The 22,190-nt window shown below is 69.7% G+C and carries 22 protein-coding genes; 12 read left to right on the forward strand and 10 right to left on the reverse strand.

The window, feature by feature from the left end:
• Window positions 1–8: 8 nt before the first annotated feature.
• The 3 genes from IM660_RS04510 to IM660_RS04520 are packed head-to-tail and all read left to right on the forward strand — an operon-like array spanning window position 9 to window position 2,086.
• Window positions 9–740 carry a histidine phosphatase family protein gene (locus IM660_RS04510; protein ID WP_193498216.1) on the forward strand — a complete coding sequence of 244 codons (732 nt, stop codon included), beginning with the start codon at window positions 9–11 and terminating at the stop codon, window positions 738–740.
• Between the two features lie 10 nt (window positions 741–750).
• The gene (locus IM660_RS04515) at window positions 751–1,308 is read left to right on the forward strand and encodes a DUF3090 domain-containing protein (protein WP_193498217.1); all 558 of its coding nucleotides are present in this window, start codon (window positions 751–753) and stop codon (window positions 1,306–1,308) included.
• Window positions 1,298–2,086 carry an SCO1664 family protein gene (locus IM660_RS04520; RefSeq protein WP_193498218.1) on the forward strand — a complete coding sequence of 263 codons (789 nt, stop codon included), beginning with the start codon at window positions 1,298–1,300 and terminating at the stop codon, window positions 2,084–2,086. The genes IM660_RS04515 and IM660_RS04520 overlap by 11 nt, the downstream gene beginning before the upstream one ends.
• Window positions 2,087–2,147: 61 nt before the next feature.
• Here IM660_RS04520 and IM660_RS04525 read toward each other — a convergent pair whose 3' ends face one another.
• Window positions 2,148–3,089, reverse strand: coding sequence for an SDR family oxidoreductase (locus IM660_RS04525; protein ID WP_193498219.1), 942 nt, complete (start codon window positions 3,087–3,089; stop codon window positions 2,148–2,150).
• 165 nt (window positions 3,090–3,254) lie between these two features.
• Here IM660_RS04525 and IM660_RS04530 point away from each other — a divergent pair, with 165 nt between their 5' ends.
• Window positions 3,255–4,094 (forward strand): helix-turn-helix transcriptional regulator, encoded by an 840-nt coding sequence (locus IM660_RS04530; RefSeq protein WP_193498220.1) that lies wholly within the window; start codon window positions 3,255–3,257, stop codon window positions 4,092–4,094.
• Between the two features lie 7 nt (window positions 4,095–4,101).
• Here the strand turns inward: IM660_RS04530 and IM660_RS04535 are convergent, their stop codons facing one another.
• Window positions 4,102–4,854, reverse strand: coding sequence for an alpha/beta hydrolase family protein (locus tag IM660_RS04535; RefSeq protein WP_193498221.1), 753 nt, complete (start codon window positions 4,852–4,854; stop codon window positions 4,102–4,104).
• Between the two features lie 183 nt (window positions 4,855–5,037).
• Between IM660_RS04535 and IM660_RS04540 the strand changes: the two genes are divergently transcribed.
• Both IM660_RS04540 and IM660_RS04545 read left to right on the forward strand, forming a co-directional pair.
• Window positions 5,038–6,411, forward strand: a complete 1,374-nt coding sequence (locus tag IM660_RS04540; RefSeq protein ID WP_193498222.1) for an NAD(P)-binding protein — start codon at window positions 5,038–5,040, stop codon at window positions 6,409–6,411.
• Window positions 6,412–6,752: 341 nt separating this feature from the next.
• A complete protein-coding gene (locus IM660_RS04545; protein ID WP_193499214.1) occupies window positions 6,753–8,480 on the forward strand; it encodes an acetolactate synthase large subunit in 1,728 nt (575 codons plus the stop codon).
• Window positions 8,481–8,505: 25 nt separating this feature from the next.
• On the opposite strand, the gene IM660_RS04550 is transcribed toward IM660_RS04545, so the two are convergent.
• The 3 genes from IM660_RS04550 to IM660_RS04560 are packed head-to-tail and all read right to left on the reverse strand — an operon-like array spanning window position 8,506 to window position 10,824.
• Window positions 8,506–9,588: a winged helix DNA-binding domain-containing protein gene (locus IM660_RS04550; protein WP_193498223.1), complete on the reverse strand. Its 1,083-nt coding sequence runs from the start codon at window positions 9,586–9,588 to the stop codon at window positions 8,506–8,508.
• Complete coding sequence (locus IM660_RS04555; protein ID WP_193498224.1) at window positions 9,578–10,126, reverse strand: GNAT family N-acetyltransferase; 549 nt, start codon at window positions 10,124–10,126, stop codon at window positions 9,578–9,580. The genes IM660_RS04550 and IM660_RS04555 overlap by 11 nt, the downstream gene beginning before the upstream one ends.
• An 11-nt stretch (window positions 10,127–10,137) precedes the next feature.
• Window positions 10,138–10,824, reverse strand: a complete 687-nt coding sequence (locus IM660_RS04560; RefSeq protein ID WP_193498225.1) for a DNA alkylation repair protein — start codon at window positions 10,822–10,824, stop codon at window positions 10,138–10,140.
• Between the two features lie 165 nt (window positions 10,825–10,989).
• On the opposite strand from IM660_RS04560, the gene IM660_RS04565 reads away from it, so the two are divergent.
• Entirely contained in the window at window positions 10,990–11,745 is a 756-nt protein-coding gene (locus tag IM660_RS04565) for an alpha/beta fold hydrolase (RefSeq protein ID WP_193498226.1), read from the forward strand.
• Here the strand turns inward: IM660_RS04565 and IM660_RS04570 are convergent.
• Window positions 11,731–14,742 carry a tetratricopeptide repeat protein gene (locus IM660_RS04570; protein ID WP_193498227.1) on the reverse strand — a complete coding sequence of 1,004 codons (3,012 nt, stop codon included), beginning with the start codon at window positions 14,740–14,742 and terminating at the stop codon, window positions 11,731–11,733. The two genes, IM660_RS04565 and IM660_RS04570, sit on opposite strands and share 15 nt — an antisense overlap.
• A 226-nt stretch (window positions 14,743–14,968) precedes the next feature.
• Between IM660_RS04570 and IM660_RS04575 the strand changes: the two genes are divergently transcribed.
• A complete protein-coding gene (locus tag IM660_RS04575; protein ID WP_193498228.1) occupies window positions 14,969–15,661 on the forward strand; it encodes a DNA alkylation repair protein in 693 nt (230 codons plus the stop codon).
• 13 nt (window positions 15,662–15,674) lie between these two features.
• Here the strand turns inward: IM660_RS04575 and IM660_RS04580 are convergent, their stop codons facing one another.
• Window positions 15,675–16,775: a YeiH family protein gene (locus IM660_RS04580; protein ID WP_193498229.1), complete on the reverse strand. Its 1,101-nt coding sequence runs from the start codon at window positions 16,773–16,775 to the stop codon at window positions 15,675–15,677.
• A gap of 71 nt (window positions 16,776–16,846) precedes the next feature.
• Between IM660_RS04580 and IM660_RS04585 the strand changes: the two genes are divergently transcribed.
• Entirely contained in the window at window positions 16,847–17,737 is an 891-nt protein-coding gene (locus IM660_RS04585) for a LysR family transcriptional regulator (protein WP_193498230.1), read from the forward strand.
• Between the two features lie 464 nt (window positions 17,738–18,201).
• On the opposite strand, the gene IM660_RS04590 is transcribed toward IM660_RS04585, so the two are convergent.
• Together IM660_RS04590 and IM660_RS04595 are read right to left on the reverse strand one after the other, a co-directional pair.
• The gene (locus IM660_RS04590; RefSeq protein WP_193498231.1) at window positions 18,202–18,525 is read right to left on the reverse strand and encodes a type II toxin-antitoxin system PemK/MazF family toxin; all 324 of its coding nucleotides are present in this window, start codon (window positions 18,523–18,525) and stop codon (window positions 18,202–18,204) included.
• Complete coding sequence (locus IM660_RS04595; protein ID WP_159621332.1) at window positions 18,522–18,728, reverse strand: antitoxin MazE-like protein; 207 nt, start codon at window positions 18,726–18,728, stop codon at window positions 18,522–18,524. Before IM660_RS04595 ends, IM660_RS04590 begins: the two co-directional genes overlap by 4 nt.
• 217 nt (window positions 18,729–18,945) lie before the next feature.
• Here IM660_RS04595 and IM660_RS19740 point away from each other — a divergent pair, with 217 nt between their 5' ends.
• Genes IM660_RS19740 through IM660_RS04610 form a run of 3 tightly spaced genes read left to right on the forward strand, consistent with a single transcriptional unit; the run spans window position 18,946 to window position 21,204 of the window.
• On the forward strand, window positions 18,946–19,551 hold the full coding sequence (locus IM660_RS19740; RefSeq protein WP_210769075.1) for a winged helix-turn-helix domain-containing protein: 606 nt from the start codon (window positions 18,946–18,948) through the stop codon (window positions 19,549–19,551).
• Window positions 19,548–20,828: an MFS transporter gene (locus IM660_RS04605; RefSeq protein ID WP_193498232.1), complete on the forward strand. Its 1,281-nt coding sequence runs from the start codon at window positions 19,548–19,550 to the stop codon at window positions 20,826–20,828. Before IM660_RS19740 ends, IM660_RS04605 begins: the two co-directional genes overlap by 4 nt.
• Window positions 20,806–21,204, forward strand: coding sequence for a hypothetical protein (locus tag IM660_RS04610; protein ID WP_193498233.1), 399 nt, complete (start codon window positions 20,806–20,808; stop codon window positions 21,202–21,204). Before IM660_RS04605 ends, IM660_RS04610 begins: the two co-directional genes overlap by 23 nt.
• A gap of 82 nt (window positions 21,205–21,286) precedes the next feature.
• On the opposite strand, the gene fdhD is transcribed toward IM660_RS04610, so the two are convergent.
• Window positions 21,287–22,168 carry a formate dehydrogenase accessory sulfurtransferase FdhD gene (fdhD, locus tag IM660_RS04615; protein WP_246465140.1) on the reverse strand — a complete coding sequence of 294 codons (882 nt, stop codon included), beginning with the start codon at window positions 22,166–22,168 and terminating at the stop codon, window positions 21,287–21,289.
• Window positions 22,169–22,190 lie beyond the last annotated feature (22 nt).

The following is a 22,190-nucleotide window of genomic DNA, read 5'->3' on the forward strand; positions in this document are numbered from 1 at the left end:
CTGCACCCATGGCCACCGTCATCCTCGTCCGGCATGGACGTTCGACCGCTAACGTCGACGGCGTCCTCGCCGGTCGCACGCCAGGTGTACTTCTCGACGACCTCGGCCGGGAGCAAGCCGAGCGCACCGCGCAGCGGCTCGCCGTGGTTCCCCTGGTGGAGGTCGTCTCCAGTCCGATCGAGCGGTGCGTGCAGACCGCCCGGACTCTCCTGGAGCAGCAGGACGATCTCGAGTTGAGCCTGGACGAAGCCCTCACCGAGTGCGACTACGGGCGCTGGCAGGGCCTGTCGCTGGGCGACCTCGTCAAGGAGCCGCTGTGGCCGGTGGTCCAGAGTCAGCCCTCCGCCGTCGTCTTCCCCGGGGGCGAGTCACTGGCGGCGATGCAGGCCCGCGCGGTGGGCGCCATCCGGCGCCGCGATGCTGAGATCGAGGCGAAGCACGGCGCAGGTGCGGTCTGGGCCGTGGTCAGCCACGGTGACATCATCAAGTCCGTCCTCGCCGATGCGCTGGGTATGCACCTCGACCTCTTCCAACGCCTCAATGTGGGGCCGGCGTCCATCTCCGTGGTCCGCTACGGCGCCGCCCGGCCGGATGTGGTCTCGACCAACACCGAGTTCGGTGACCTGACGTGGTTGCGTTCGGCCGCACCTGTGGCAGATGCGCCGGTCGGGGGCGGGGCCGGGCGCGAGGCGGGGCGCGAGAGCGCAGGCCTTCACGACGGCGCAAGCTCCGCCTCGTAGACTGGTCGCCATGCCGACTCTCGTCCATGAGTACGACTGGCCCGATCGCGTCGTCGTCGGGACCGTCGGTCGCCCCGGTGAACGCACCTTCTACCTGCAGGTCCGACACGGCGCCCGCTCCACCAGCGTGGCGCTCGAGAAGGAGCAGTCCGTCCTGCTCGCCGAGAAGATGGACGAGTTGCTCGACGAGGTGTCGCAGAATCCTGACCACCCCGCCACCGCCCCGAAGGACGTGCCGGCCGAACTGGTCGACTCCGACCCCCTGGAGCAGCCCGTCGAGGAAGATTTCCGCTCCGGAGCGCTGGGTTTGGGCTGGGACCCCCGGACGGCGCAGATCGTCATCGAGGCGTTCGCCTTGGAGGTCTCGGACGAGGGTGACGTGGACTCGGATGAGGACGCAGCGTACGAGCCGAGCGAGGTGCTCCGCGTGCGGATCCCGGTCGGCACCGCGCGAGCGTTCGCGCAGCGCACGCGCGAGGTCGCGCTCGCCGGGCGCCCCATCTGCCCGCTCTGCGCTCGCCCGGTCGACCCGGACGGACACGTCTGCAACCTGCTCGATGACCGGTGAGAGCCCGATCGCACTCGACGAGCAGGACCTGCAGGCCGGGGAGCTGACGCTTGAGGGGCGGATCACCGTCGCCTCCAACGCGACGTTCGTCGGCAGGATCGGTGACGTCCGCGTGGTCTACAAGCCGGTCGCCGGCGAGCGGCCACTGTGGGATTTCCCGGACCAGACCCTCGCCTCCCGTGAAGTAGCGGCCTACCTCGTCTCCGAGGTCCTTCAGTGGCGGATTGTCCCCCGCACGTGGGTGCGTGACGGACCGCTCGGGCCCGGCATGGTGCAACTGTGGCAGGAGCCGGATGCGGAGCAGGATCCGGTGGACGTCGTCGCCTCGGCCGCGGTGCCGCAGGGCTGGCGTACCGTGCTCGAAGGCAGCGACGAGAGCGGGCAGAGCGTCGCCGTCATCCACGAGAACTCTCCCGCACTGCGCCGGATCGCCGTCTTCGACGTGCTCGTCAACAATGCCGATCGCAAGGGCAGCCACATCCTGCCGGCTACCGACGGTCACCGGCACGGCGTGGACCACGGGGTCAGCTTCCACACCGAGCCCAAGCTGCGGACGGTGCTGTGGGGATGGATCGGCGAAGCCCTCGATTCCGGCGAGATCGCCGGGGTGGAGCGGGTGGTCTCGGGGCTGAGCGGCGATCTCGGGCAGCCGCTCCGTGCCTTGCTGAGCGGGCCGGAGCTCGAGGCCCTCGCCGCGCGATGCGAGCGACTGCTTGCCACCGGCACGTTCCCACCCCCGGAAGGGGACGCGCCTGCGGTCCCGTGGCCGCTGTTTTGACGAGCGGTGAGCACCTACGGCTGGTGCGCTCACACGAGTGGGAGGGGCCGCCGTCGCCGGCTCATGAGGGGAAGCTGACGCCCGCCAGCTCAGCGGACACCTGCCAGATCCGCGCCGCGTCCTGTTCGCTGCGCAACGGGGCGTACAACGACTGCTGTGTGGGCGCGCCGCCGATGTGGCCGGGGCCGTCGGGTCCGTACAGCAGCCCGCCCCCGGCCTTCGGCGAGGTGGCCGCCAGCAGTGCGGGCAGGGCGGCCGACTCCGGTGTGCCGGCCAGGATGCCGCGGGCGGAGAGCCACCGGATGAGACGCACCGCCGTGGTGTCGGTGCTGCGGCCGATCTCCGGCCGCGCGGCCAGCAGGTTCGTCGGAGCCACCCCCGGGTGGGAAAGGTTGCTCGTGATGCCCCATCCGCCTGCCTGACTGCGTCGTTGCAGTTCGAGACCGAACAGGCCGAAGGCGATCTTCGACTGGCTGTATGCCTTCCGTCCGTCGTAGCTGCGGGCGAACTGCAGGTCGTCCCAGTTCACCGTCCCGCGACGGGCGGCGATGCTCACCTGTGAGGTGACCCGGGCCCGGCCCGCTCTCAGCAGTGGAAGGATCTGCCCGACGAGGGCCACATGTCCGAGGTGATTCGTGCCGAGCTGCAGCTCGAATCCGTCGGCGGTGAGTTGCCTGTCCGGCGGGGTCATCAGGCCGGCGTTGTTGATCAGCAGGTGGATCGGCTCGCCTTCGGCGAGGAGCGTCTGACCGAGTGCCCTCACCGAGTCCAGGCTGGACAGGTCGAGCGTGCGGAGCGAGACTCTCGCTCCAGGCACCTGGTCTCGGATGTGTGCCGCGGCGGCGTCCCCCTTGCGCGGGTTTCGTACCGGCATGATCACCTCGGCGCCGGCTGCGGCGAGCCGTCTCGCCATGATCATGCCCATCCCGTCGCTGGCGCCCGTGATGAGGGCTCGTTTGCCGGTCAGGTCAGGGATCGTGATGTCGACGGTTCGCCGTGCCATGGGTGCTCCTCGTTCGCGGATCGATGCGATTGATCCTCGCCGGGTCGTCCGGGTGTATCCACGGCCTGGTGATCCCAGGCTGGCGGGGGGAGGGGGATCGGTGATCCGTGGCTGCGGGAGCCCGGTTCGCGGTACAAACATCAGGACGCACCCGAAGGAGTCACCATGATCGACCGCACAGGCCTCGCGGAGTTCCTCCGTCGGCGCCGCGAGGCGCTGCAACCTGAGGATGTCGGCCTGCCGCGTGGCCCGCGACGCAGGACCAGCGGACTCCGGCGCGAGGAAGTCGCGGCCCTGTGCCACATGTCGACGGACTACTACTCGCGGCTGGAACGTCAGCGGGGTCCGCACCCGTCACCGCAGATGCTCGCCGCGATCGCTCAGGGCCTGCACCTGTCGCTGTCCGAACGCGACCACCTGTTCCGGCTCGCCGGTCAGAACGCGCCCTCGCGGGAGGGTCCCAGCGAGCACGTCACCCCGGGGGTGTTGCGGATCCTCGATCGCCTCACCGACACTCCGGCCGAGGTGGCCACCGAACTGGGGGAGACGCTCCGCCAGACACCTGCGAGCGTGGCCCTGGTCGGCGACAACACGCGGTTCACCGGTCCCGAGCGGAGTCTCGGCTACCGGTGGTTCACCACCTCGGGGGCTCGGTCGATCTATGCCCCCGAGGATCACGACTTCCTCAGCCGCATGTACTGCTCCGGCCTGCGTGAGCTCGCCACCCTGCGAGGGCCCGGCTCTCGCGCCGCTCACTTCGTGGATCTGCTGCTTGCGAGCAGTGAGGAGTTCCGGAACGTGTGGGACCGGCACGAGGTCGGCATCCGTCCCCGCGAGATCAAGCGATTCGTACACCCGGAGGTGGGCTCGCTGGAACTGATCTGCCAACGGTTGCTCGATCCGGACCAGTCGCACGGGGTGCTTGTCTACACCGCAGTGCCTGGCAGCGAGAGCCACGAGAAGTTGCAGCTGCTCTCGGTGATCGGCGCGCAGACGTTGAGGTGATCGCGGGCTACCGCAGGTACGGCTCCACCCAGGCCGACGCGATCCGCGCCGCGCGCTGAGCCTGCCCGGGCTCGGTCAGCAGGTGATCGGCCCCCTCCAGAGAGACGAAACTGCGCGGATGGCGGGCCATCCGGAAGATCTCGCTGGCGTTGTCGATGCCGACGGTGTTGTCGATGGGGGAGTGCATGATGAGCAGTGGCCGGTCCAGGGTGCTGACCTTGTCCGTCAGGTCCGCGCTCCGCACATCCTCCACGAAGGCACGCTTGAGGGTCAGTGCCCGCCCTCCGATGAGCCACTCGGCGCTGCCGTCCTGGCAGGCGCGGCCCACCACTGCGTCGTAGTGACGTTCCACATTGCTCGGGTCCGAGGGCGCCCCGATGCTGACGACGGCGCCCACGTCGGCATCCCGGCCGGCGGCGATTGCGGCCGCACCACCCCAGGAGTGGCCCACCAGCACCGAGACCGGCGTGCCACGCTCGGCCATGAATCGCGCGGCCGCCACCGTGTCGTGAACCTTCACCGTGAACGATCCGTCGCCCCAGTCGCCCTCGGAGTCGGAGAGCCCCAGGGCGTCGAAGCGGAGCATCCCGATGCCCTCGGCGGCGAGTTGCCTGCAGATTCGCACGGCCGCGGGGGAGTCCTTACCGAGGGTGAAGCCGTGCACGAAGATCCCCCATCCTCGCGCCTCGCCCTCGGGCACGTCGAGCACACCCGCGAGTGTCGGTCCCGTCGAGCTCGGGAAGCGCACCCGCTCGGCCATTCGTAGTCCTTCCAGCATGAGTCCTCGGACGGACACCGTACCGCCTGCCACCGCGCCGACCCGGTGGTGGCCTGACGTAGCTCAGAAGCCGAGATGAGCGGTCGCAGATGCGCGAATCCGCAGTCGCGCTAGGCTGCATATGAGGGTCTGGGTGCACCCAGGCCCGGCTGCAAGGAGCAGGCCATGGGCAAGGTGGACAGCGACTACCTGGTCGTTGGCGCCGGCGCCGCGGGTATGGCATTCACCGATGCGCTGATCGATCACAGTGACGCGAGCGTCACGCTGGTGGACCGACGCCCCGGCCCCGGCGGGCACTGGTTGGACGCCTACCCGTTCGTACGCCTGCATCAGGCCTCCTCGTTCTACGGGGTGGCCTCGACACTCCTCGGTGAGGGACGCCGTCAGACCCAGGGCCCCGAAACGGGACTGCACGAACGGGCAGACCGTGAGCAGATCTGCGCCTACTACCAGTCAGTACTGAACGATCGCTTCGTCGCGTCCGGACAGGTGCGGTTCATTCCCCGTAGCCACTACGACTGGGACCGGCGCGTACTCACGTGCGACGGCACCCGGTACGAGGTGTCGCAGCGTTGCCGGATCGTAGACGCACGGTATCTCGCCCCCGAGATCCCAGCGACGACCCCGCCGCCCTTCGAGGTCGCCGACCAGGTTCGCGTCGTGGCCGTCAACGATCTCCCGCGAGTGGACGACGCTCCGAGCCAGTACGTCATCGTGGGGTCGGGGAAGACGGCCACCGATGCCGTGATCTGGTTGCTCGGCCAAGGCGTCGACCCGGAGGCGATCTGCTGGGTGCGGCCGCGTGAACCGTGGATGCTCAATCGCGCCAAGGTGCAGCCAGATCCGGACGTGTTCCTGGGTATGGCGGCCGACATCTTCGAGAGTGCGGTGGCCGCGCGGTCGGTCGACGACCTGTTCCTCCGACTCGAAGAGGCCGGCGTGATGATGCCCATCAACCGGGCACTCACGCCCACGATGGCGCGGGCTCCCACACTGGCCACGTGGGAGCTGGACCTGCTGCGCAGTATCGAGAACGTGGTCCGGCGCGGGCGCCTGCGGCGCGTGGAGCGAGGGCGGCTGAACTTCGACGGCGGCGCTGTAGACGTCCACGATGACGCTCTGGTCGTGCACTGCGCAGCGCACGGGCTACGCCATGAATCGTCGATGCCGATCTGGGGGCGCGATGCGATCACTGTTCAGCCGACCCGGGCCGGGTTCCCGTGCTTCGGAGCGGCGCTCATCGGCTACATCGAAGCCACCCGGGTCGGCGACGATGCGAAGAACCAGGTGTGCCCCTCCTCGCCCTACCCGAGCACACCGGCGGACTGGGTGAGAACGAACATTCATGGAACGAGATCGGCGATGGCGTTCGGTGCGGAGCCGGACATTGCCGCCTGGGCGCACACCGTGGCACTGAACCCAGCCCGCGTACCCGCTGGACTCAGCTCGCCGGCGTTGCAGGCCGTGCAGCACAGACTGGCCACACAGACCGGTCCGGGCCTGGCTGCGCTCGTCCGGCTCCATGAGCGAGAGGTGTGAGGCTCGCAGAGCGCACAGGATGCTGGCCGAGGAGTCGATCAGATCTGCTAGCCTGCGGGAAGCCCAGCCTCCTTCGACCCGAAGAGATCCTGGGCAGACGCAACCGCGTCGGGCGTGTGGACGGACTTCGTTTCCGAGTCGTGCGCCAGCGGTGAGGGCCGTTCCTATCCGGATCACTCTGAGCCCAGCGACCGTCCCATGGTCTCGTGCGGACTCCGTGCCAGCGCGAGACGTGTGTCTCTCGTGTCCAGGAGTGTTTCGTGTCTGTGCCCCTGTCTGCATCCTTGCGCTCGTCCCGGCGTCGGCCGGTCCACCTACCTCCTGCCGTCCCCGACGGGACGATGATGACAGGCGCCGAAGCGGTCGTGCGCTCCCTGGAGCGACTCGGGGTGCGCGACGTCTTCGGGATTCCCGGCGGATCCATCCTCCCCACCTACGACGCGCTGCTCTCCTCGAGCCGGATCCGGCACGTGCTCGTCCGCCACGAGCAGGGTGCCGGGCATGCGGCCGAAGGCTACGCATGCACCACCGGTCAGGTCGGTGTCGCGATGGCAACCAGCGGCCCCGGCGCGACGAATCTCGTCACGGCACTCATGGACGCCCAGCTGGACTCGGTGCCACTGCTGGTGATCACCGGTCAGGTCTCCTCCCATGTGCTCGGAACAGACGCCTTTCAGGAAGCCGATATCGTCGGCATGACACTCTCGGTGACCAAGCACTCCTTCCTGGTCACCGATGCTGCGGACATCCCCACTGTTCTCGCGCACGCACACTCGCTGGCCACCGCCGGCCGGCCCGGGCCGGTGCTCGTCGACATCACCAAGGATGCGCAGCAGGAGACTGCGCCGTTCGCGTGGCCGACGTCAAACCCTCCCGACCATCCCGAGCGCGGTCGCGTCCGCCACTCCCAGGTGCGACGGGCTGCGGAGGAGATTGCCGGAGCGCACCGGCCCGTACTGTACGTGGGCGGGGGTGTCGTCCGCGGACGGGCCGCAGACGAGCTGCGCGAGCTGGCCGAGGTAGTGGGTGCCCCGGTGGTGACGACGCTCAATGCCCGTGGCGCCTTCCCCGATTCCCATCCGCTCGCACTGGGAATGCCCGGCATGCACGGAACGGTCCCCGCCGTGCTGGGAATGCAACGCGCCGACCTGCTGATCGCCGTCGGTGCACGATTCGACGAGCGGGTCACCGGCGTCCGGAGCAGTTTCGCACCGCAGGCGCGCGTGGTCCATCTGGACGTCGACCCCGCCGAGATCTCCAAGGTTCGCCATGCCGATACCCCCATCGTTGCTCACGTGCGCTCGGCACTGCCTCAACTGGCACAGGCTGTTCGGAGCATCGAACCGGCCGACCGAGCCAGCCTGGTGCCGTGGTGGGACGAGTTGAACCGGCTCCGTCGTGACTTTCCGCTCGGCTACCCGCCTGCCAGTGACGGACGGATCCCGGCCCAGCAGGTGATCCAGCAGCTCGGCCACCTCACCGGTCCCGAGGCCATCTACGCGACCGGCGTCGGGCAGCACCAGATGTGGGCCGCGCAATTCCTGCCGTTCGAGCGCCCCTATGCGTGGCTCAGTTCAGGTGGCGCCGGGACGATGGGCTATGCCATCCCCGCGGCCATGGGTGCGAAGGTCGCCGCGCCGGGGCGGGTGGTGTGGGCCATCGACGGTGACGGGTCGTTCCAGATGACGAACCAGGAACTGGCGACCTGCGCCATCGAAGGCATCCCCCTCAAGGTTGCCGTGATCAACAACTCCTCGCTCGGGATGATCCGGCAGTGGCAGACGTTGTTCTACGGGCAGCGGTACTCCCACAGTGACCTGGGACCTGAGCGGCAGGCTCCGATCCCGGACGTCGTGGGTCTGGCCGAAGCGTACGGGTGCGTGGGGTTGCGGGTGGAGCGCGAGGCCCAGATCGACGCCGCGATCGAGACGGCACTCGGGATCCATGATCGGCCGGTGGTGATCGACTTCGTGGTCAGTCGCGATTCGATGGTGTGGCCGATGGTGCCGCAGGGCGTCAGCAACGATCAGATTCGCTACGCGCACGAGCGTTCGTTCGGCGAGGAGTGACGGCGCCTCAGGCAGACACTCTGTGTCACGCCCGGGTCTCGTGTGGCCATTGCTCGACCGCCACATCGATCTTCGCCCGGGTGCCCCGGTTGACCTTCTCCACCAGCTCCAGAACCGCACCACCCGACTTCCGAGGCGGCTTCCAGGTGCCCACCACGACGCCGTCGACGAGCACCGCCGGCCGGAACACCCCGTTGCCGCCCGGCACGAGCGCACGCAGCGCTTCCGGGCTCGCGACCAGGGACCGGTCGGCGTAGCCGAGGATCCACTCGTCGAAACCGGGGACCAGGTCGACCTGCGGAGTAGCGTCGTCGCCCGGGTCGCAGGCGTGTGCCTCATGGCCTGGCTCCTGATCATCGGCGAGCATCCAGGAGGCGGTGCCGTCCACGCTCACCTCCATCAGGTCCTCGACCGTGGCCGCGGCCTTCCGCAGCTGTGTCTTCGGCAGTTTGGTCCACCACGCGAGGTCGGCGAGCGTCACCGGCCCGCGGGCGGCGACGTAGCCTCGGATCACCTGGGCCAGTGCCGCGTCCGGATCCGCTTCCCGGGAGGTGGTGGTGAGTTCGAGTAGCTGGTGGCCGGTCTCGGCGAATCGGCCCCAGTGGATCAGTGCGTCGACCGCCAGGTGCATCAGCAGGTGGTAGCCGCGCCCGTTCGCGGTAGCGATTCCCGCCGTGTCCCACAGCTCCATCGCCTCGCCACGGGTGCGTGGGCGCTCGTGCAGCGCCTCGGCCAGCAGGTCGCGTGCCCGACCGATCGTGTGATCGTCCAGGCCGAGCTGTTCCCGACGGCGGGTGGTCGCCCTGTGCGTTCGCTCCGCCGTGAGGGACAGCAGGGTGGCGAGGTGCCCCGGTGTGGTGGCGAACAGCGTGCCTCGCATCGGCCAGGACCGCACCAGGTAACCGGAATCGAAAGCCTGCCGGACGTCGTCGACGGTGGTGCCCGGGCGCGAGCGGATCGCGATAGCCCGCAGCACGGCGGGCAGATCCTGACCCTGGAGCGCGACAGCGCGCTCGACCACCTCGGCCGGGCTCAGAGGGGATCCGCCCAGCAACTGCCGCTGCCGGCGTCGTCCGCGCGCCAGCTGTACCGGGATCTCACGGTTCATGGTGCATCCTCCGGCGGACCATGATGCGGTGCCGCCTGTCGTCGATGGGATTGTCCGGGTCGAGCTCACCGTCCGCAGCGTGACTGAACCCGGCCTTCTCCAACGCCCGCCAGGAGCGCGTGTTATCGGCATGGACTGCCACGACGACGTCACCGGCATCATCGTGCACCGCCCACTGCTGACGCACGAGCCGGTCGATCATCTCCGGCCCGACGCCGCGACCGAGCGCCGACTCCTCCCCGATGAGGTAGTCGATGGACACGGCGTCCCCGGGTACAGGAACGATCTGCCGCATCTGGGTGAGGTACTCGCGCTCATCGGAGTAGCGATACCACTGGATGAGCCCGATCGGCCGGTTGTCGAGGTGCACGATCCAGGTGGGGACGCGATCGCGGCCGTCGATGCGAGGGCCGTACTCACGCTCAAGAGCAGCGGGATCGGACGGATCGGCCCACCAACGTGCGACCGCTGGCACCGTGAGCCACCGGCCCAGCAACGGCAGGTCGGCCCGCGTCAGCGCGGTGAAGGTGAGGTTCATGAGAACAAAACCTACGACGCGTCCTGGCGTCGCACCATCTCGGCGATCCACACCGGCGCATACGGGGAGGTGCACCCGGGGGAGGTGGGGTAGTCCTCCAGCACCCGCAGCCGCTCACCGATCGCGATTGCCCGGTTCCGATGGCCGGGATGAGTGATCCCGATCTGCGCCAGGCACGTGTTCATCGCCCACTGCAGGCGGTCCGGGGCCTGCGCCATCTCCACCTCGATCACTCCCAGCAGGTGGTCCAGATCGAGTCCCTCCGGCTGCTTCACCACCCGGTCCGCAGTGAGCGCCCACCCGGCGCTGGCAACCACCGGGTCGGAGTCGGCCATCCACACCTGCCGCAGCGTTTCCAAGTGCGGGCTCTTCTTCACCACGTAGTTCACGAGCCAGTCATGCACCTTCGGTGGGCGAGCCTGCCGGAGCATCGCATCGAGCTGCTCGCGCTCGAACGCCTTCGGGCGGCAGATCAGCAGGGCGAGTAGCCGCGCCGCAGCGTCAGCGGTGTCCCACAGCGCGAGTGCGAGGTCCTGCTGGGTCTTGAGTCGCTTCGCGATGGCGCGGAGTCTGCTGAGATTCACCCCGTGATCGTCGCCGCGGGCCTCGTTGGCCTCCCGCATCGTCGGGTCCTCAAGTGCGGCAAGCTCGGCGAGCACGGCGTCCAGGTGCTCGTGCTGGTGTGCTGGCTCAGTCATCTCATGCACCTCCGGGTTTCCTGCTCAGCCTAGGACGGCCTGTGCTGCAACCGGACGAAAACGACGGGAATACAGCCACCTGGGCCTGCATACGCAACACATGGCAGTATGTCCGTCGATTTCATCCCGGTCCGTCCGGTTCTGGTCAGCCCTACACTCTCGGGCATGACGACACGCCTCGCCGTCCACTCCTGGGGAACCACCGATCGCCCGGCCCTCGTGCTCCTGCACGGGATTACGGATTCCGGCCTGTGCTGGGCAGATGCGGTCGCCCGGTGGGAGCGCGACTACCGGGTGGTGGCCCCGGATGCTCTCGGGCACGGGGATTCAGACCGGTTCCGGCCCGACGAGCTCGACATCGGGCCGGTGGACGCGATGGCTGATGAGGTGATCGCCCTGCTGGAGACTCTGGTCTATCCGGTCGTGCTGATCGGCCACTCCATGGGTGGTGCCACCGCCGCGGCAGTGGCGTTCCGCCGTCCGGACCTCGTCGGATCGCTCGTGCTCGAAGACCCGGCCTGGCGGGACCTGACCGGCGCCGAGGAGCGTGAACGCGGCCAGACCTTCCTCGCCGGCAGAGGAGAACCGAACCCGGTCTGGCCCGCTGCCGAGATCGCACCCTGGCAGGAGGCTCACGCCAAGACAGACCGTGACTTCCTCGCGCTCGGGCGAGTGGCGCCGTCGGAACCCTGGCGAGAGCTGGTGGCCGGGTTGGCCATGCCGACCCTGATCGTCACCGGGACCGAGGGGGTCATCATCGACCACTCGCAGATGGCCGAGATCGAATCGATCGGCAACCCGCGGGTGCAGATCGAGGTGATCGAGGGTGCTGGGCACTGCGTGCGCCGGGACCGGACGGAGGCCTTCCACGCGCTGGTGGACACGTGGATCAGCCAGCGGCTCGCGTCACGCCCCTCGTGAGTCCAGCTCGGCTCGGACCTCCGCCAGCGTCTGTTCCAGGTACCCGGTGATCTCCGGATCGACTCCGTGGCCGGTGAGGTCACCCGCGATCTGTTCCCACTCGTGCAGCGCCTCGGCGAGGCGGCCCGCCGCACGGAGCACGCGGGCAACATCGTCACGAGCGTCGATCGTGCGCGGGTCCGTGGCTCCCCAGCGGGTGATCGCGATCTGCGCGCAGGCGCGCAGGTGCTCCTGTGCAGCGCCCAGGTCTGTCTCCGCCCGCAGGCGCCCGAGCAACTGGCGGGCGTGGAACATCTGCTCAGAGCCAGGTTCGGTGAGAGTGTGCAGAGCACGGACGACGTCCTCGAGTAGCGGCGTCGCCTCGGCGGCCCGGTCGGTGTGGGTGAGCGCCGCCGCCAGTTTCGCTTGTGCCGTGCGCAGCGGGAGCGAGTCAGCGCCGAAGATGCGCTCGCAGTCCTGCACGTGCCGCTCCAGCAGCCGGACGGCGGTGGCGGCGTCACCGGTTCGGAGTGCGATCTCGGCGACGAGCCGCCGGGTCGATTGCACGTCGGGGTGATCCCACCCGAGCACCTCCACCTCCCGGGCGTGCAAGGCCGTCAGCACGTCGACACCTTCCTGGGGGTCTGAACCCTCTGCCAGCGCGCTTCCGAGCTGGCGGCGCAGCAGGAAGGTGCTGGGGTGGTCAGGTCCGAGGGCCTGGTGGTGGATCACCAGTAGCGCACGCTGCAGTTCCACTGCCTCCTCGTGCTGACCGGCCATGTGCAGACCGGCGGCCCGGTTGCGCCGCACCGTGAGGGTACGGGGGTGCTCGGGACCGAGGGCTCGTACGCAGTCCGCTTCGAGGGCGGTCAGGAGCGAGAGTGCCTCCTCGGTATGCCCGTGGTCACCGAGGAGGGCAGCGAGGGTTCCGCGCATCCCGAGGAGGAGGCCGTCATCGCCGGTGAGATGCTGCGTGCCGAGCGCGACGGTCCGCCGGATCAGCTCCACGGCTTCCTCGCCGCGCCCCGCTTGCGAGAGGGCGCTCGCCAACGTCGCATGGGTGGCGAGGGTGTCCGGATGCGCGGCACCGCGTACCTGCTCCATGCGCGCGGCCAGTTTCTGGTGGGCGCGGACCGCATCGTCGGTGCGGTACAACCCGGTCAGCACCTGGGCCCGCAGGTTCAGCACCTCCAGGTCGAACAACTCCGGAGCGCCAGGCGCGTGCGCCGCTGCCTCGGCGTCCGCCAGCGCCTCGACGAGCCGGCCGCTGAGCTGGAAGGCATGCCCGCGCAGCAGATGGGCGCGGGCCAGCCGGTCCGGAGATGGGCCGGCCTCGATCACCCGCGTCAGGAGCCGAAGATATCGCGGAAGGTCGCGCTGATCGTCCCAGCTCAGTTCCGCGGCCGGGCGGATGGCGTCGGCCAGTACGTCCGGATCGCGCAGGAACCCCTCAGCGTGCAGCACCGCAGCGAGATCGGCGAGATGGTGCCGTTCGGCGACCTCCAGTCCGGTGAGATGCTCGGTCAGGAACGCTCCCAGCGCCGCCCCGATCGCGGTACGCACCTCGGTACGGTCCTCGTCGAACAGGAACGTGTCGTCCTCGGCAGCGATCTCGCGTTGGTCCCGCTCGGTGAAGGTGTGCAGCATGGTGCTCACCGACCTGGCCCAGGAGTAGGCGTCGCTGCCGGTGTGCAGCGCCTCGGCGATCTCCGGCAGTGACGGCCAGTCCAGCTCGCGTAGCGCGGCGAGCAGCAGGTCGGTGTTCCACTCGCCGGCTCCGGTGGTGGCGTCCAGGAGTACTGGGATACCCAGGGTCGCCAGGCTGAGCGCCTCCCGCACCGTCTCCGGCAGCTCGCGCCACAGTTCGGCGTACAGTCCGCGGATCTCTGCTGGCGCCTCGGCGATCGTCGCCGCGTCGAGCCGCAGCTCGCCCGACCGGCCACGGCGGCGCACCCGCGGCAACTGGCAGAACAGTTCGAGGGCAAGTGGGTTCGGGTAGCGTCCGGCGATGTGCGCCGCTGTCCGCTGCTCCACCTGCGGGTAGTGGCTGCGCACGATCGCCTCGAGCGCCGCCGGGTCCAGCGCGGCGAGCGAGGCATCGACTCCGAACGGCTGCGGTGCCCGCTCACTCCGGTGGTCCAGGCGCACCACCCGGTCTCCCGCAGCGGTCAGGGCGCGCCGGACGTGCTCGTTATCCTCGGTGCGCCCCGGCCACGAAGTGGAGATCACCAGCACCGATGCGGTCCCGCTCACCAGCGATCCGAGCAGGTCGGCCAGGCCCGCGTCGGCGTCATGCAGGTCCTCGACGACGATCACCACGGGCAGCTCCGGTACGGCGAGCCGGTCAACCATTGCCGCGGTCTCGGCCACGAGATCACTGGCGGCGATTCGTTCGCTGGAGTCGAGCCGCTCCCGTCGCTCGGCCGCCGCTCGCACCCCTGCCACTCCGCGCTCGCCCAGCCACCGCACCAGCCCCAGACCCGGGATCGCTGCCCCCACCACCGCCTCGACCGCCGTGCCAGCCACCTCCATCGCCGCCTCGTCCGCCGCCGCGAAACCGAGATCCTTCAGGCCCGATCGCCATCGCCCGTGCCTGGGTGCGACGTGGCGCCAGGCGTCCTCCAGGTAGTCAGCGTGCGCCTGCAGCTGTGCGAGGTCGTGCCGCAGCGAGGCCGAGGAGACTCCACCCCGCAGTGAGCAGGCGATCCCCCACCACATGAAGGCCGGGAGGCTGCCGGGGGTGTGCTCGACCTCCGGGACGAGACGTTTGCGCCGCGCGCCCACCTCCTCGGGAACTTCCGCGCCGAAGAGATCGCCCGGCCAGTAGTGCGGCTCCGGCTGCCGATGCGCCGCCAGCTGGCGGTAGAGCTCGCGCAGCAGACGCGTCTTGCCCCAGCCAGAGGGCGCCTCGAGCGCGATCCACTGCGCCGGTTCGCCCGCCCGGATCCGGTCGTAGGCCTCGAGCAAGCCCGTCACGACGGCGGAGCGTCCTTCCCCCACGAACGCTGGCTCGGGCACGGCTCACCTCTCGATCGACCCGGGCGGTGTGCCGGGTGGCTGCCTCCTATCCTGGCCGGATCCTCGGTTGCTGTCACCGCACGGTCCACCAGGTGCGGCTAGCACCGGACGGAGCTCGAGCCTCGACTGGCTCGGCGGTGGCCCTCGAGGGTTCGCCAGCAGGTGCTGCCGCGCAACAGGCATCGCCCTCCTGGCGGCCTCTTACACTCTGCGCAAGGAGGTGCGGATGTCGGAGCGAGTACCGGACGAGATCGTCGCGCTCTTGTCTGCCCACGCCGAGGAGAATGAGCAGGAGAAGATCGCCCGCCGGCTGCGCGGGAGCAGTCGCCCGCTCGGGGTGCGGATGAAGACGGTCTTCGACCTCGCCAAGACCTACCGCGACATCGACCTGGGTGACGTGCCGCGGTTGCTGCGAGCCCCCTGGTACGAGGTGCGGATGGTCGGCGTGAGCATCCTGGACTTCCGCGCCCGCCTGCGCCTGACCGACGACCAGCGAGCCGAGCTTGCGCGGCTTTATCTCGACCATCACGACATGCTCGACACCTGGGACTTCGTCGACCGGGCAGCGCCCCGGGTGATCGGCGGCTGGCTGCTCACCCGCTCCGATCGCAGCATCCTCGACACCCTCGCCGCATCGCCCCACACCTACGAACGACGCTCGGCGATCACTGCGACGTTCTGGCTCGTCCGGCACGGCGAGGTCGCCGACGCTTTGCGCATCGCCGAGACTCTCGCCCGTGATCTGGAGCCGGATGTCACATCGTCGGTGGGTGTGGCGCTTCGCGAGGTGAGCGTGCAGGACGAGGCCGCCGTCGTGGCGTTCCTGCGCCGGTGCCGAGGTGACCTTCCTCGGCCGGCGCTACGCACCGCCGTCGGGAAACTGGACGCGACGCTGAAGGCTGAACTCACCGCACGGTGATCAGACGCGGTGATCAGAACAATGCCTGCAACCCCAGGCTCGCACCCGTGACCACCAGCCACAGCACGCCGCCGAGCACCAGCGGCGTCGGGCCGGTGCGGCGCAGCGCGGGCAGGTCGGTCGCCAGCCCGATCGCGGCCAGAGCTGCCGTGATCAGCACAGTGGAGGTCTGTGCACTCGCGGCCTGGATGTCAGTAGGGATCAGGCCCAGCGTATTCAGCGCCGCCACGGCGACGAATCCGACCAGGAACCACGGCACTAACCGCCACACCGGGCGCCTCGCAGCGGTGGGGGAATCACGGCGGGCGACCACGGCGGCCAGTACGAGGCATATCGGGATGATGGCCAGCGTCCGGCTGAGCTTGACGACCACCGCGGTGTGCGCAGCCTCGGGGGAGTAGCTGCCCGCCGCAGCGACCACTGAGGACATGTCGTTCACGGCCGTGCCCGCGAGCACCCCGAACGCCTCGTCGCTTAGTCCCAACGCGTGCCCGAGTGCGGGGAAGGCCAGCACGGCGGCGATATTGAACACGAACACGGTGCTCAGCGCGTACGCCACCGTGGCCCCGGCCGGGCGCAGCACGGGCGTGACTGCAGCGATCGCCGAGGCTCCGCAGACCGCGGTACCCACCCCGATCAGCGTGCGCAGGTCCCGGTCCACACCCAGCAGGCGCCCCAGCCCGACGGCGGCCCCCAGGCAGATCAGCAACGTTCCGATGGTCACGGGCAGGGCCTGGCTCCCGACGGCGGCTACCTCACCGAGGGAGAGGTGTACCCCGAGCAGGACGACGGCGGCCTGAAGCCCCCACCGGCTCGCGACCGGGAGTGCGGGCGCCCAGGCGTGCCGGCGGCGAGGCCCCGCCGCGGTGGCGACGATGGCGCCCGCGACCACGGCGAGCACTGGTGCACCGACCAGCGGGACCGCCCGGCCCGCCAGGGTGGCGGCAGCAGTGAGCACGGCGCAGAGGAGGACTGCGGTGAGCACCGGCCCCCTGCCCGCCCGGCCCACTATCCCCGCCGTCCCCGCCGGCCGAACGTTGAGTTGCTCGGCGTCGCGCGCCTGAACGCCGAGCAACTCAGCGTTCGCGCCAGGTGGTGGGGTCGGTGGTGCCATGCTCTCGATGCTGCCGGTGCCAACGCGCATCCACTACCTACCGGATCCCTAGATGGATATAGGCTGAAGCTATGCCGGCGCCGCACGATGTCACCCTCGACATGCTGCGCCTGCTCGTCGCGGTGGCAGATCGTGGCAGCATCTCGGCCGCTGCACGCGCCGCCGGGGTGAGTCAGCCCTCGGCCAGCGCGCGGATCAAGGACCTGGAGCGGCGCCTCGGGCTGGAGCTGGTGGAACGCCGCAGCCGGGGTGCTGAACTCACACCCGACGGAAGGGCTGTCACCGACTGGGCGCGAGCCGTCGTCGAGTCCGCTGACGTGCTGGTCACCGGAGCCCGGGCGCTCGCCTCCCAGCACGACGCGCAGCTGGTGGTCGCGGCGAGCCAGACCGTGGGGGAGTACCTCATGCCCGCGTGGTTGGCCGCCTACCGGCGCCGCAGCGAGGGGCGGCCGGTGCGGCTGCGGGTGATGAACTCCGCGGATGTCGTCGCGGCGCTGCGCTCGCGGGAGATCGACTTGGGATTCATCGAATCGCCCGCCGTGCCCTCGGACCTGGCCCGGCGGCGGGTAGGGACCGACCGGCTGGCGCTCGTGGTCGGTCCGGAGCACCCGCTGGCCCGGCGGCGCCGCCCGCTCACCCGCGACCAACTCGTCGGGATGGCGCTGGCCTCACGCGAGGACGGGTCGGGAACCAGGGATGCGCTCACGCGGGCGCTGGGGGAGCCGGTTCAGCCGGTACTCGAGCTCGACTCGAACGCCGCGGTGAAGGTGGAAGTTGCCTCGGGCGGGTATCCCGCGGTGCTCTCGGCGCTCGCGGTGGGGGCCGAGCTCGGCGACGGTCGCCTCGTGGAGATCGACGTGCCGGACGTGGATCTGCGACGGCACCTGCACGCGGTCTGGCGGCGCGGTGCCCGGCTTCCCGCGGCGGCCGAGGACTTCCTGCGGGGCGTGCTCGGCCGCTGAGCCCTGCCTGTTCGGCAGCGGGGCCTGTCTGTTTGGCTGCAGATTCTCCGCCCGCCGGTTCGGCCGCAGAGTCTCCGCCCCGAAACGGGACCGCCCTCTGGAATCGATCGTCGATCTGGCGGCAGGCCCACCCCCTCACGAAATCCGTCGTCGATCTGGTTGTCGGGAGGCGACAACCAGAACGACGAGCGATTCCTCGAGCGAGAATCAATCGTCGATCTGGCTGGCCATCAGTAGCCAGATCGACGTTTGATTTTCGAGAGGGGCGGCGTCACCGTCGCCGTCACCGTCGCCGTCACCGTCGTCGGCGCCCGACAAGGCGGCGGTCTTCGCCGAAGTGGCCCGGGTGCTGTGCCCCGGGGGCCGGCTCGCCCTGGGCCACGCAGACGTATGGCGTCAAGAGCGTGAGCCTGCTGGCCACGAAATGAGTGCTGGCCCGGGAAGGGCCAGAGTGGTGATCGACGTCAGCGAGCCATCCCGAGGAACGCCATCAGCGCTCGTTCGATCTCGACCAGGCGCTCGGTGCTCACGCGGCCCACGCGTGTGCCGACGCTGGATCGCCGCACCGTGGTGAGTTTGTCGATCATGATGTCGCTGTGCCGGGTGAGGCCCGCCTCGCCGGATCGCAACCGGAGCCGCAGCAATGGTGCATCGGTCAGGGACGTCGTTAATGGCAACACCGTCACCGAGCCGGTCTGGGCGAACGCGTCGTCCTGAACAATGAGGGCCGGCCTCGGCTTGCTCGCATACACGCCGCCCGCCACGGTCCAGATCTCGCCGCGGTTCACTCCTCGTCCCAGTCGACCGAGACCTGTTCGATGAACTCCTGATCGTCGGTGTGAGCATCTGCCTGGGCGACGAGGGCCGACTGGCGTGCTGCCTCGGCTGCGAACACCTCGCTGCGGACGTCTGGCACCCAGATCTGCACCGGCCGGTAGCCGCGCTCCCGCATGCGGCGCCGGTACTCGGACACGCGCTCCCTGACTGCCATCCTTCGATGTTACATGTTACGACCCGGGCTGGACAGTGGTTCCGTGCCCGACGGGTGCGAACGCTGGTTGTTTGCGGCACTTGGAGGCGGATGCCGCAGAACCCAGCGTCCACCCGTGGAGGCGCGCCCGGGCGTCGGGGAGGCCTGCTGCGAGGCGACGGACCGGCAACGTGAAAGAACTATTGCGAAAGATATGTTGCACGTCTACAGTCGGGGTATGCGGATCAACGACCCCGGTGCCATGCGCGCCCTCGCCCACCCCCTGAGGATCGAGCTGTTCGAGCGGCTCGCGATCGAGGGCACCGCCACGGCCAGCGAGCTCGCGGAGCTGGTTGGCTCCACGCCGGCGAACTGCTCCTTCCACTTGCGTACCCTGGCCAAGCACGGCTACATCGAGCGGGTCGAAGGTGTGACCGGCCGGGATCGCCCGTGGCGTGTGATCGATATCGAGCAGTCCTGGTCGGCGGGCGAGCGCGACGGCTCCGAACGTGACCTCGCCGGGCGCGCCCTGGAGTCCTCCTTCCTGGAGTGGGAGACCGAACGGTTGCGGCGTGCGGCCGGGCGAGCTGCGCCGTCGGGGTGGAAGAACGCATTGAGCACGACGGGTGCCACGCTCTTCCTCACTCCCGAGGAGGCCGCGCAGATCTCCGAGCGGATCGGCGAGATCGTGAACGAGTACGTGCCCCGCTGGGACCAGCCCGAACTGCGCCCCGACGGCGGCCGCCCGGTCCGCCTGTTCACGGCCACCTACCTGGTGGAACCCGCCCAGGTGGCCGAAGGCGTTGTGCCCGAAGGCGACACGACCGACAAGGACGACCAATGAAGACGCTCTTGCAGCACCGCCTCTTCCGCCGCCTGCTTGGCGGCTGGACCGTCGGCAACCTCGCCGACAGCGCCCTGTTCCTGACCCTGGCCGTGTGGGCGAAGGATCTCACCGGATCCTCCAGTGCGGCGGGACTGGTGTTCTTCGCCCTCGCGCTTCCCTCGCTGCTGGCGCCGCTGCTCGGGCTGCTCGTGGACCGGGTCCGCCGCAAGCCGCTGATCGTGACGGCGAACCTCGTGGCCGCCGGCGGCGCCGCCTCGCTGGTGCTGATCGACGGCCCGGGGATGCTGTGGCTGCTTTACGCCGTCACGCTGCTCTACGGCGCGCTCGGCGTGCTCAACGGCGCCGCCCAGTCGGGGCTGCTGCGTGACCTGCTGCCCGATGATCAGCTCGACTCGGCCAATGCGATGCTCTCTACGGTCGACAACGGTCTACGCATCCTCACCCCGGCGATCGGAGCCGGACTGTACGTGCTCTGGGGCGGCCCTGCGCTGGGCCTCGGGGTGGCCGCTCTGCTGGTGATCACCGCCGCACTGATCGCCTCGGTTCCGGTGGTCGAGTCAGATCCCGACAGCGAGCGGAGCACCTTCTGGGCGGACGCCGTCGCTGGCTTCAAGCACCTGCGCTCGGTGCCGCTGCTGCTGCGGATGGTGATCGTGGTGGCCGCCGCATTCGGGGTGATCGGGCTCTTCGACACCGTGCTGTTCGAAGTGGTCGAGCACGGGCTGGGCATGGATCCGGCGTTCTTCGGGGTGCTGATGAGCCTGCAGGGGGCCGGTGCGATCCTCGGCGGTGTGACGTCGGCGATGGTGCTGCGGCGGTGGGGCCCGGCCCGGACCGTCGGTACATCGCTGGCGGTCGTCGGGCTGGCATCGGTGGCATTCACGGTCGACGTCGTGGGACTACCCCTGCTGCCCGTGGCCGTCGTCGCGATCCTCGTGGCCGGGGCAGTGATCCCGTGGATGATGGTCGCCATGATCACCACGCGGCAGCGACTCACGCCGCCTCGGTTGCAGGGCCGCACCGCGGCGGCGACCAACATCTCGATGACGCTGCCACAGATCCTCTCGATCGCCGCCGGTGCGGCGTTGGTGACCGTGGTGGACTACCGGGTGCTGCTCATCGTCGCGGGTGTGGTGCTCGGGGCATGCTCGGTGGTGCTGCTGGCCGGGCGGGTACAGTCGACGCCAGCGGAGTCCGCCGAGGAGGAGGCGGATCCTGCTCAGAAGCCTGCGGAGCCCGCCGAGGAGTCCGATGCCACGCAAGCAGCCACCTGAGTTGGGACCAGACAGTACCGGCGCCGATGAACCGAGCGCAGACCCGCGGCCCGGCGCGCGGTTCGCCGGAGCGGGTCTGGATGACTTCGAGGCGCTCGCGGACCACGTCACTGAGGTCACGCGCGGTGTGATGATGGGCCGGCCGATGCTGCGCTTCGAGGGCACGATGATCGCCTGCCTGGACGACGGCATGCTCGGCATCCGGCTCGGCCAGGGGAGTGCGGCGTTCGCTGAGGCGATGGAACTGCCGGGTGCCACCCGCTTCGCTCCGGGGCGAGGGTCGAAGGAGTTCAAGGATTGGGCCGCCATCCCGGCCGCTCTCAGCGGCGAGTGGGCCTACTTCGTGGCGGCGGCGATCGAGGCGCACCGGGCGTGAGGTGACGCGTACCCGATAGTCGCCGAGCGCCGGGTGTCACGGATCGTCGTCTCCCGCCGTACAGGACGACGTCTGGTGGCACCTACTCGGGGGCGCCGGGGGTGCCCGGTCTGCCCGGGCCGCCTGGGGAGCGAACGGCCGGTGCGATTCGCTCCGCCCCGGCATACACGGTCAGTCGATCCCCCCGCGAGAACCCGATCAGCGTCATGCCCGACTCCTGCGCCAGCTCCACCGCCAGTGTGCTCGGTGCACTGACCGCTGCGAGCGCCTCGATTCCCGCCAGATGCGCCTTCTGCACCAGCTCGAAGGACGCCCGGCCCGAGACCTGCAGCACCGTGCTCCGTAGCGGCAACCGATCAGCCAGCAGCGCCCAGCCCACGATCTTGTCCACGGCATTGTGCCGGCCCACATCCTCCCGCAGGCACAGCAGCTCGCCGCCCGCGGTGAACACACCTGCCGCATGTGTGCCACCGGTGCGCTCGAACTGTGACTGCCCGGCGCGCAGCGCATCCGGCAAGGTGAGGAGCACCTCAGGTGAGAGGCGCGCCTGGGAGGGGTCGCCGTCGAGGGCGGCGAAGGCCGACTCCTTGGTGACCGCCTCGATCGAGGACGTCCCGCAGATGCCGCACGAGGAAGAGGTGTACACCGACCGTTCGGCACTCGCCGGTGGCGGCGCGACCCCGGGCGCGAGCGTCACGTCCACGATGTTGTAGGTCGCCTGCCCGTGCTCGTCCACGCCCGGGCCGTACGAGATCTGGGCGATCTGGTCAGTGGCGTGCACCACCGACTCGCTCACGCAGAACCCGGCTGCCAGCTCAAAGTCGTGCCCCGGCGTGCGCATGGTCACCGCGAGCGAGCGCCCGCCCACCCGGATCTCCAGCGGTTGCTCGCCTGCGAGGTATTCGGTGCGCTCCCGACGGCGTCCGTCGGCCTGGATCTGGAGCGTACGGTGCCGCGTGCTCACCCGGGCCACTACTACCTCCTGA

Source organism: Ruania alkalisoli (assembly GCF_014960965.1).
Lineage (GTDB): Bacteria > Actinomycetota > Actinomycetes > Actinomycetales > Beutenbergiaceae > Ruania > Ruania alkalisoli.

What these genes read in the sequence shown, in the direction of transcription:
- IM660_RS04510 (WP_193498216.1), top strand. Translation starts at nt 9, where the DNA reads ATGGCCACCGTCATCCTCGTCCGGCATGGACGTTCGACCGCTAACGTC.
- IM660_RS04515 (WP_193498217.1), top strand. Translation starts at nt 751, where the DNA reads ATGCCGACTCTCGTCCATGAGTACGACTGGCCCGATCGCGTCGTCGTC.
- IM660_RS04520 (WP_193498218.1), top strand. Translation starts at nt 1,298, where the DNA reads ATGACCGGTGAGAGCCCGATCGCACTCGACGAGCAGGACCTGCAGGCC.
- IM660_RS04525 (WP_193498219.1), bottom strand. Translation starts at nt 3,089, where the DNA reads ATGGCACGGCGAACCGTCGACATCACGATCCCTGACCTGACCGGCAAA.
- IM660_RS04530 (WP_193498220.1), top strand. Translation starts at nt 3,255, where the DNA reads ATGATCGACCGCACAGGCCTCGCGGAGTTCCTCCGTCGGCGCCGCGAG.
- IM660_RS04535 (WP_193498221.1), bottom strand. Translation starts at nt 4,854, where the DNA reads ATGGCCGAGCGGGTGCGCTTCCCGAGCTCGACGGGACCGACACTCGCG.
- IM660_RS04540 (WP_193498222.1), top strand. Translation starts at nt 5,038, where the DNA reads ATGGGCAAGGTGGACAGCGACTACCTGGTCGTTGGCGCCGGCGCCGCG.
- IM660_RS04545 (WP_193499214.1), top strand. Translation starts at nt 6,753, where the DNA reads ATGATGACAGGCGCCGAAGCGGTCGTGCGCTCCCTGGAGCGACTCGGG.
- IM660_RS04550 (WP_193498223.1), bottom strand. Translation starts at nt 9,588, where the DNA reads ATGAACCGTGAGATCCCGGTACAGCTGGCGCGCGGACGACGCCGGCAG.
- IM660_RS04555 (WP_193498224.1), bottom strand. Translation starts at nt 10,126, where the DNA reads ATGAACCTCACCTTCACCGCGCTGACGCGGGCCGACCTGCCGTTGCTG.
- IM660_RS04560 (WP_193498225.1), bottom strand. Translation starts at nt 10,824, where the DNA reads ATGACTGAGCCAGCACACCAGCACGAGCACCTGGACGCCGTGCTCGCC.
- IM660_RS04565 (WP_193498226.1), top strand. Translation starts at nt 10,990, where the DNA reads ATGACGACACGCCTCGCCGTCCACTCCTGGGGAACCACCGATCGCCCG.
- IM660_RS04575 (WP_193498228.1), top strand. Translation starts at nt 14,969, where the DNA reads ATGTCGGAGCGAGTACCGGACGAGATCGTCGCGCTCTTGTCTGCCCAC.
- IM660_RS04580 (WP_193498229.1), bottom strand. Translation starts at nt 16,775, where the DNA reads ATGGCACCACCGACCCCACCACCTGGCGCGAACGCTGAGTTGCTCGGC.
- IM660_RS04585 (WP_193498230.1), top strand. Translation starts at nt 16,847, where the DNA reads ATGCCGGCGCCGCACGATGTCACCCTCGACATGCTGCGCCTGCTCGTC.
- IM660_RS04595 (WP_159621332.1), bottom strand. Translation starts at nt 18,728, where the DNA reads ATGGCAGTCAGGGAGCGCGTGTCCGAGTACCGGCGCCGCATGCGGGAG.
- IM660_RS19740 (WP_210769075.1), top strand. Translation starts at nt 18,946, where the DNA reads ATGCGGATCAACGACCCCGGTGCCATGCGCGCCCTCGCCCACCCCCTG.
- IM660_RS04605 (WP_193498232.1), top strand. Translation starts at nt 19,548, where the DNA reads ATGAAGACGCTCTTGCAGCACCGCCTCTTCCGCCGCCTGCTTGGCGGC.
- IM660_RS04610 (WP_193498233.1), top strand. Translation starts at nt 20,806, where the DNA reads ATGCCACGCAAGCAGCCACCTGAGTTGGGACCAGACAGTACCGGCGCC.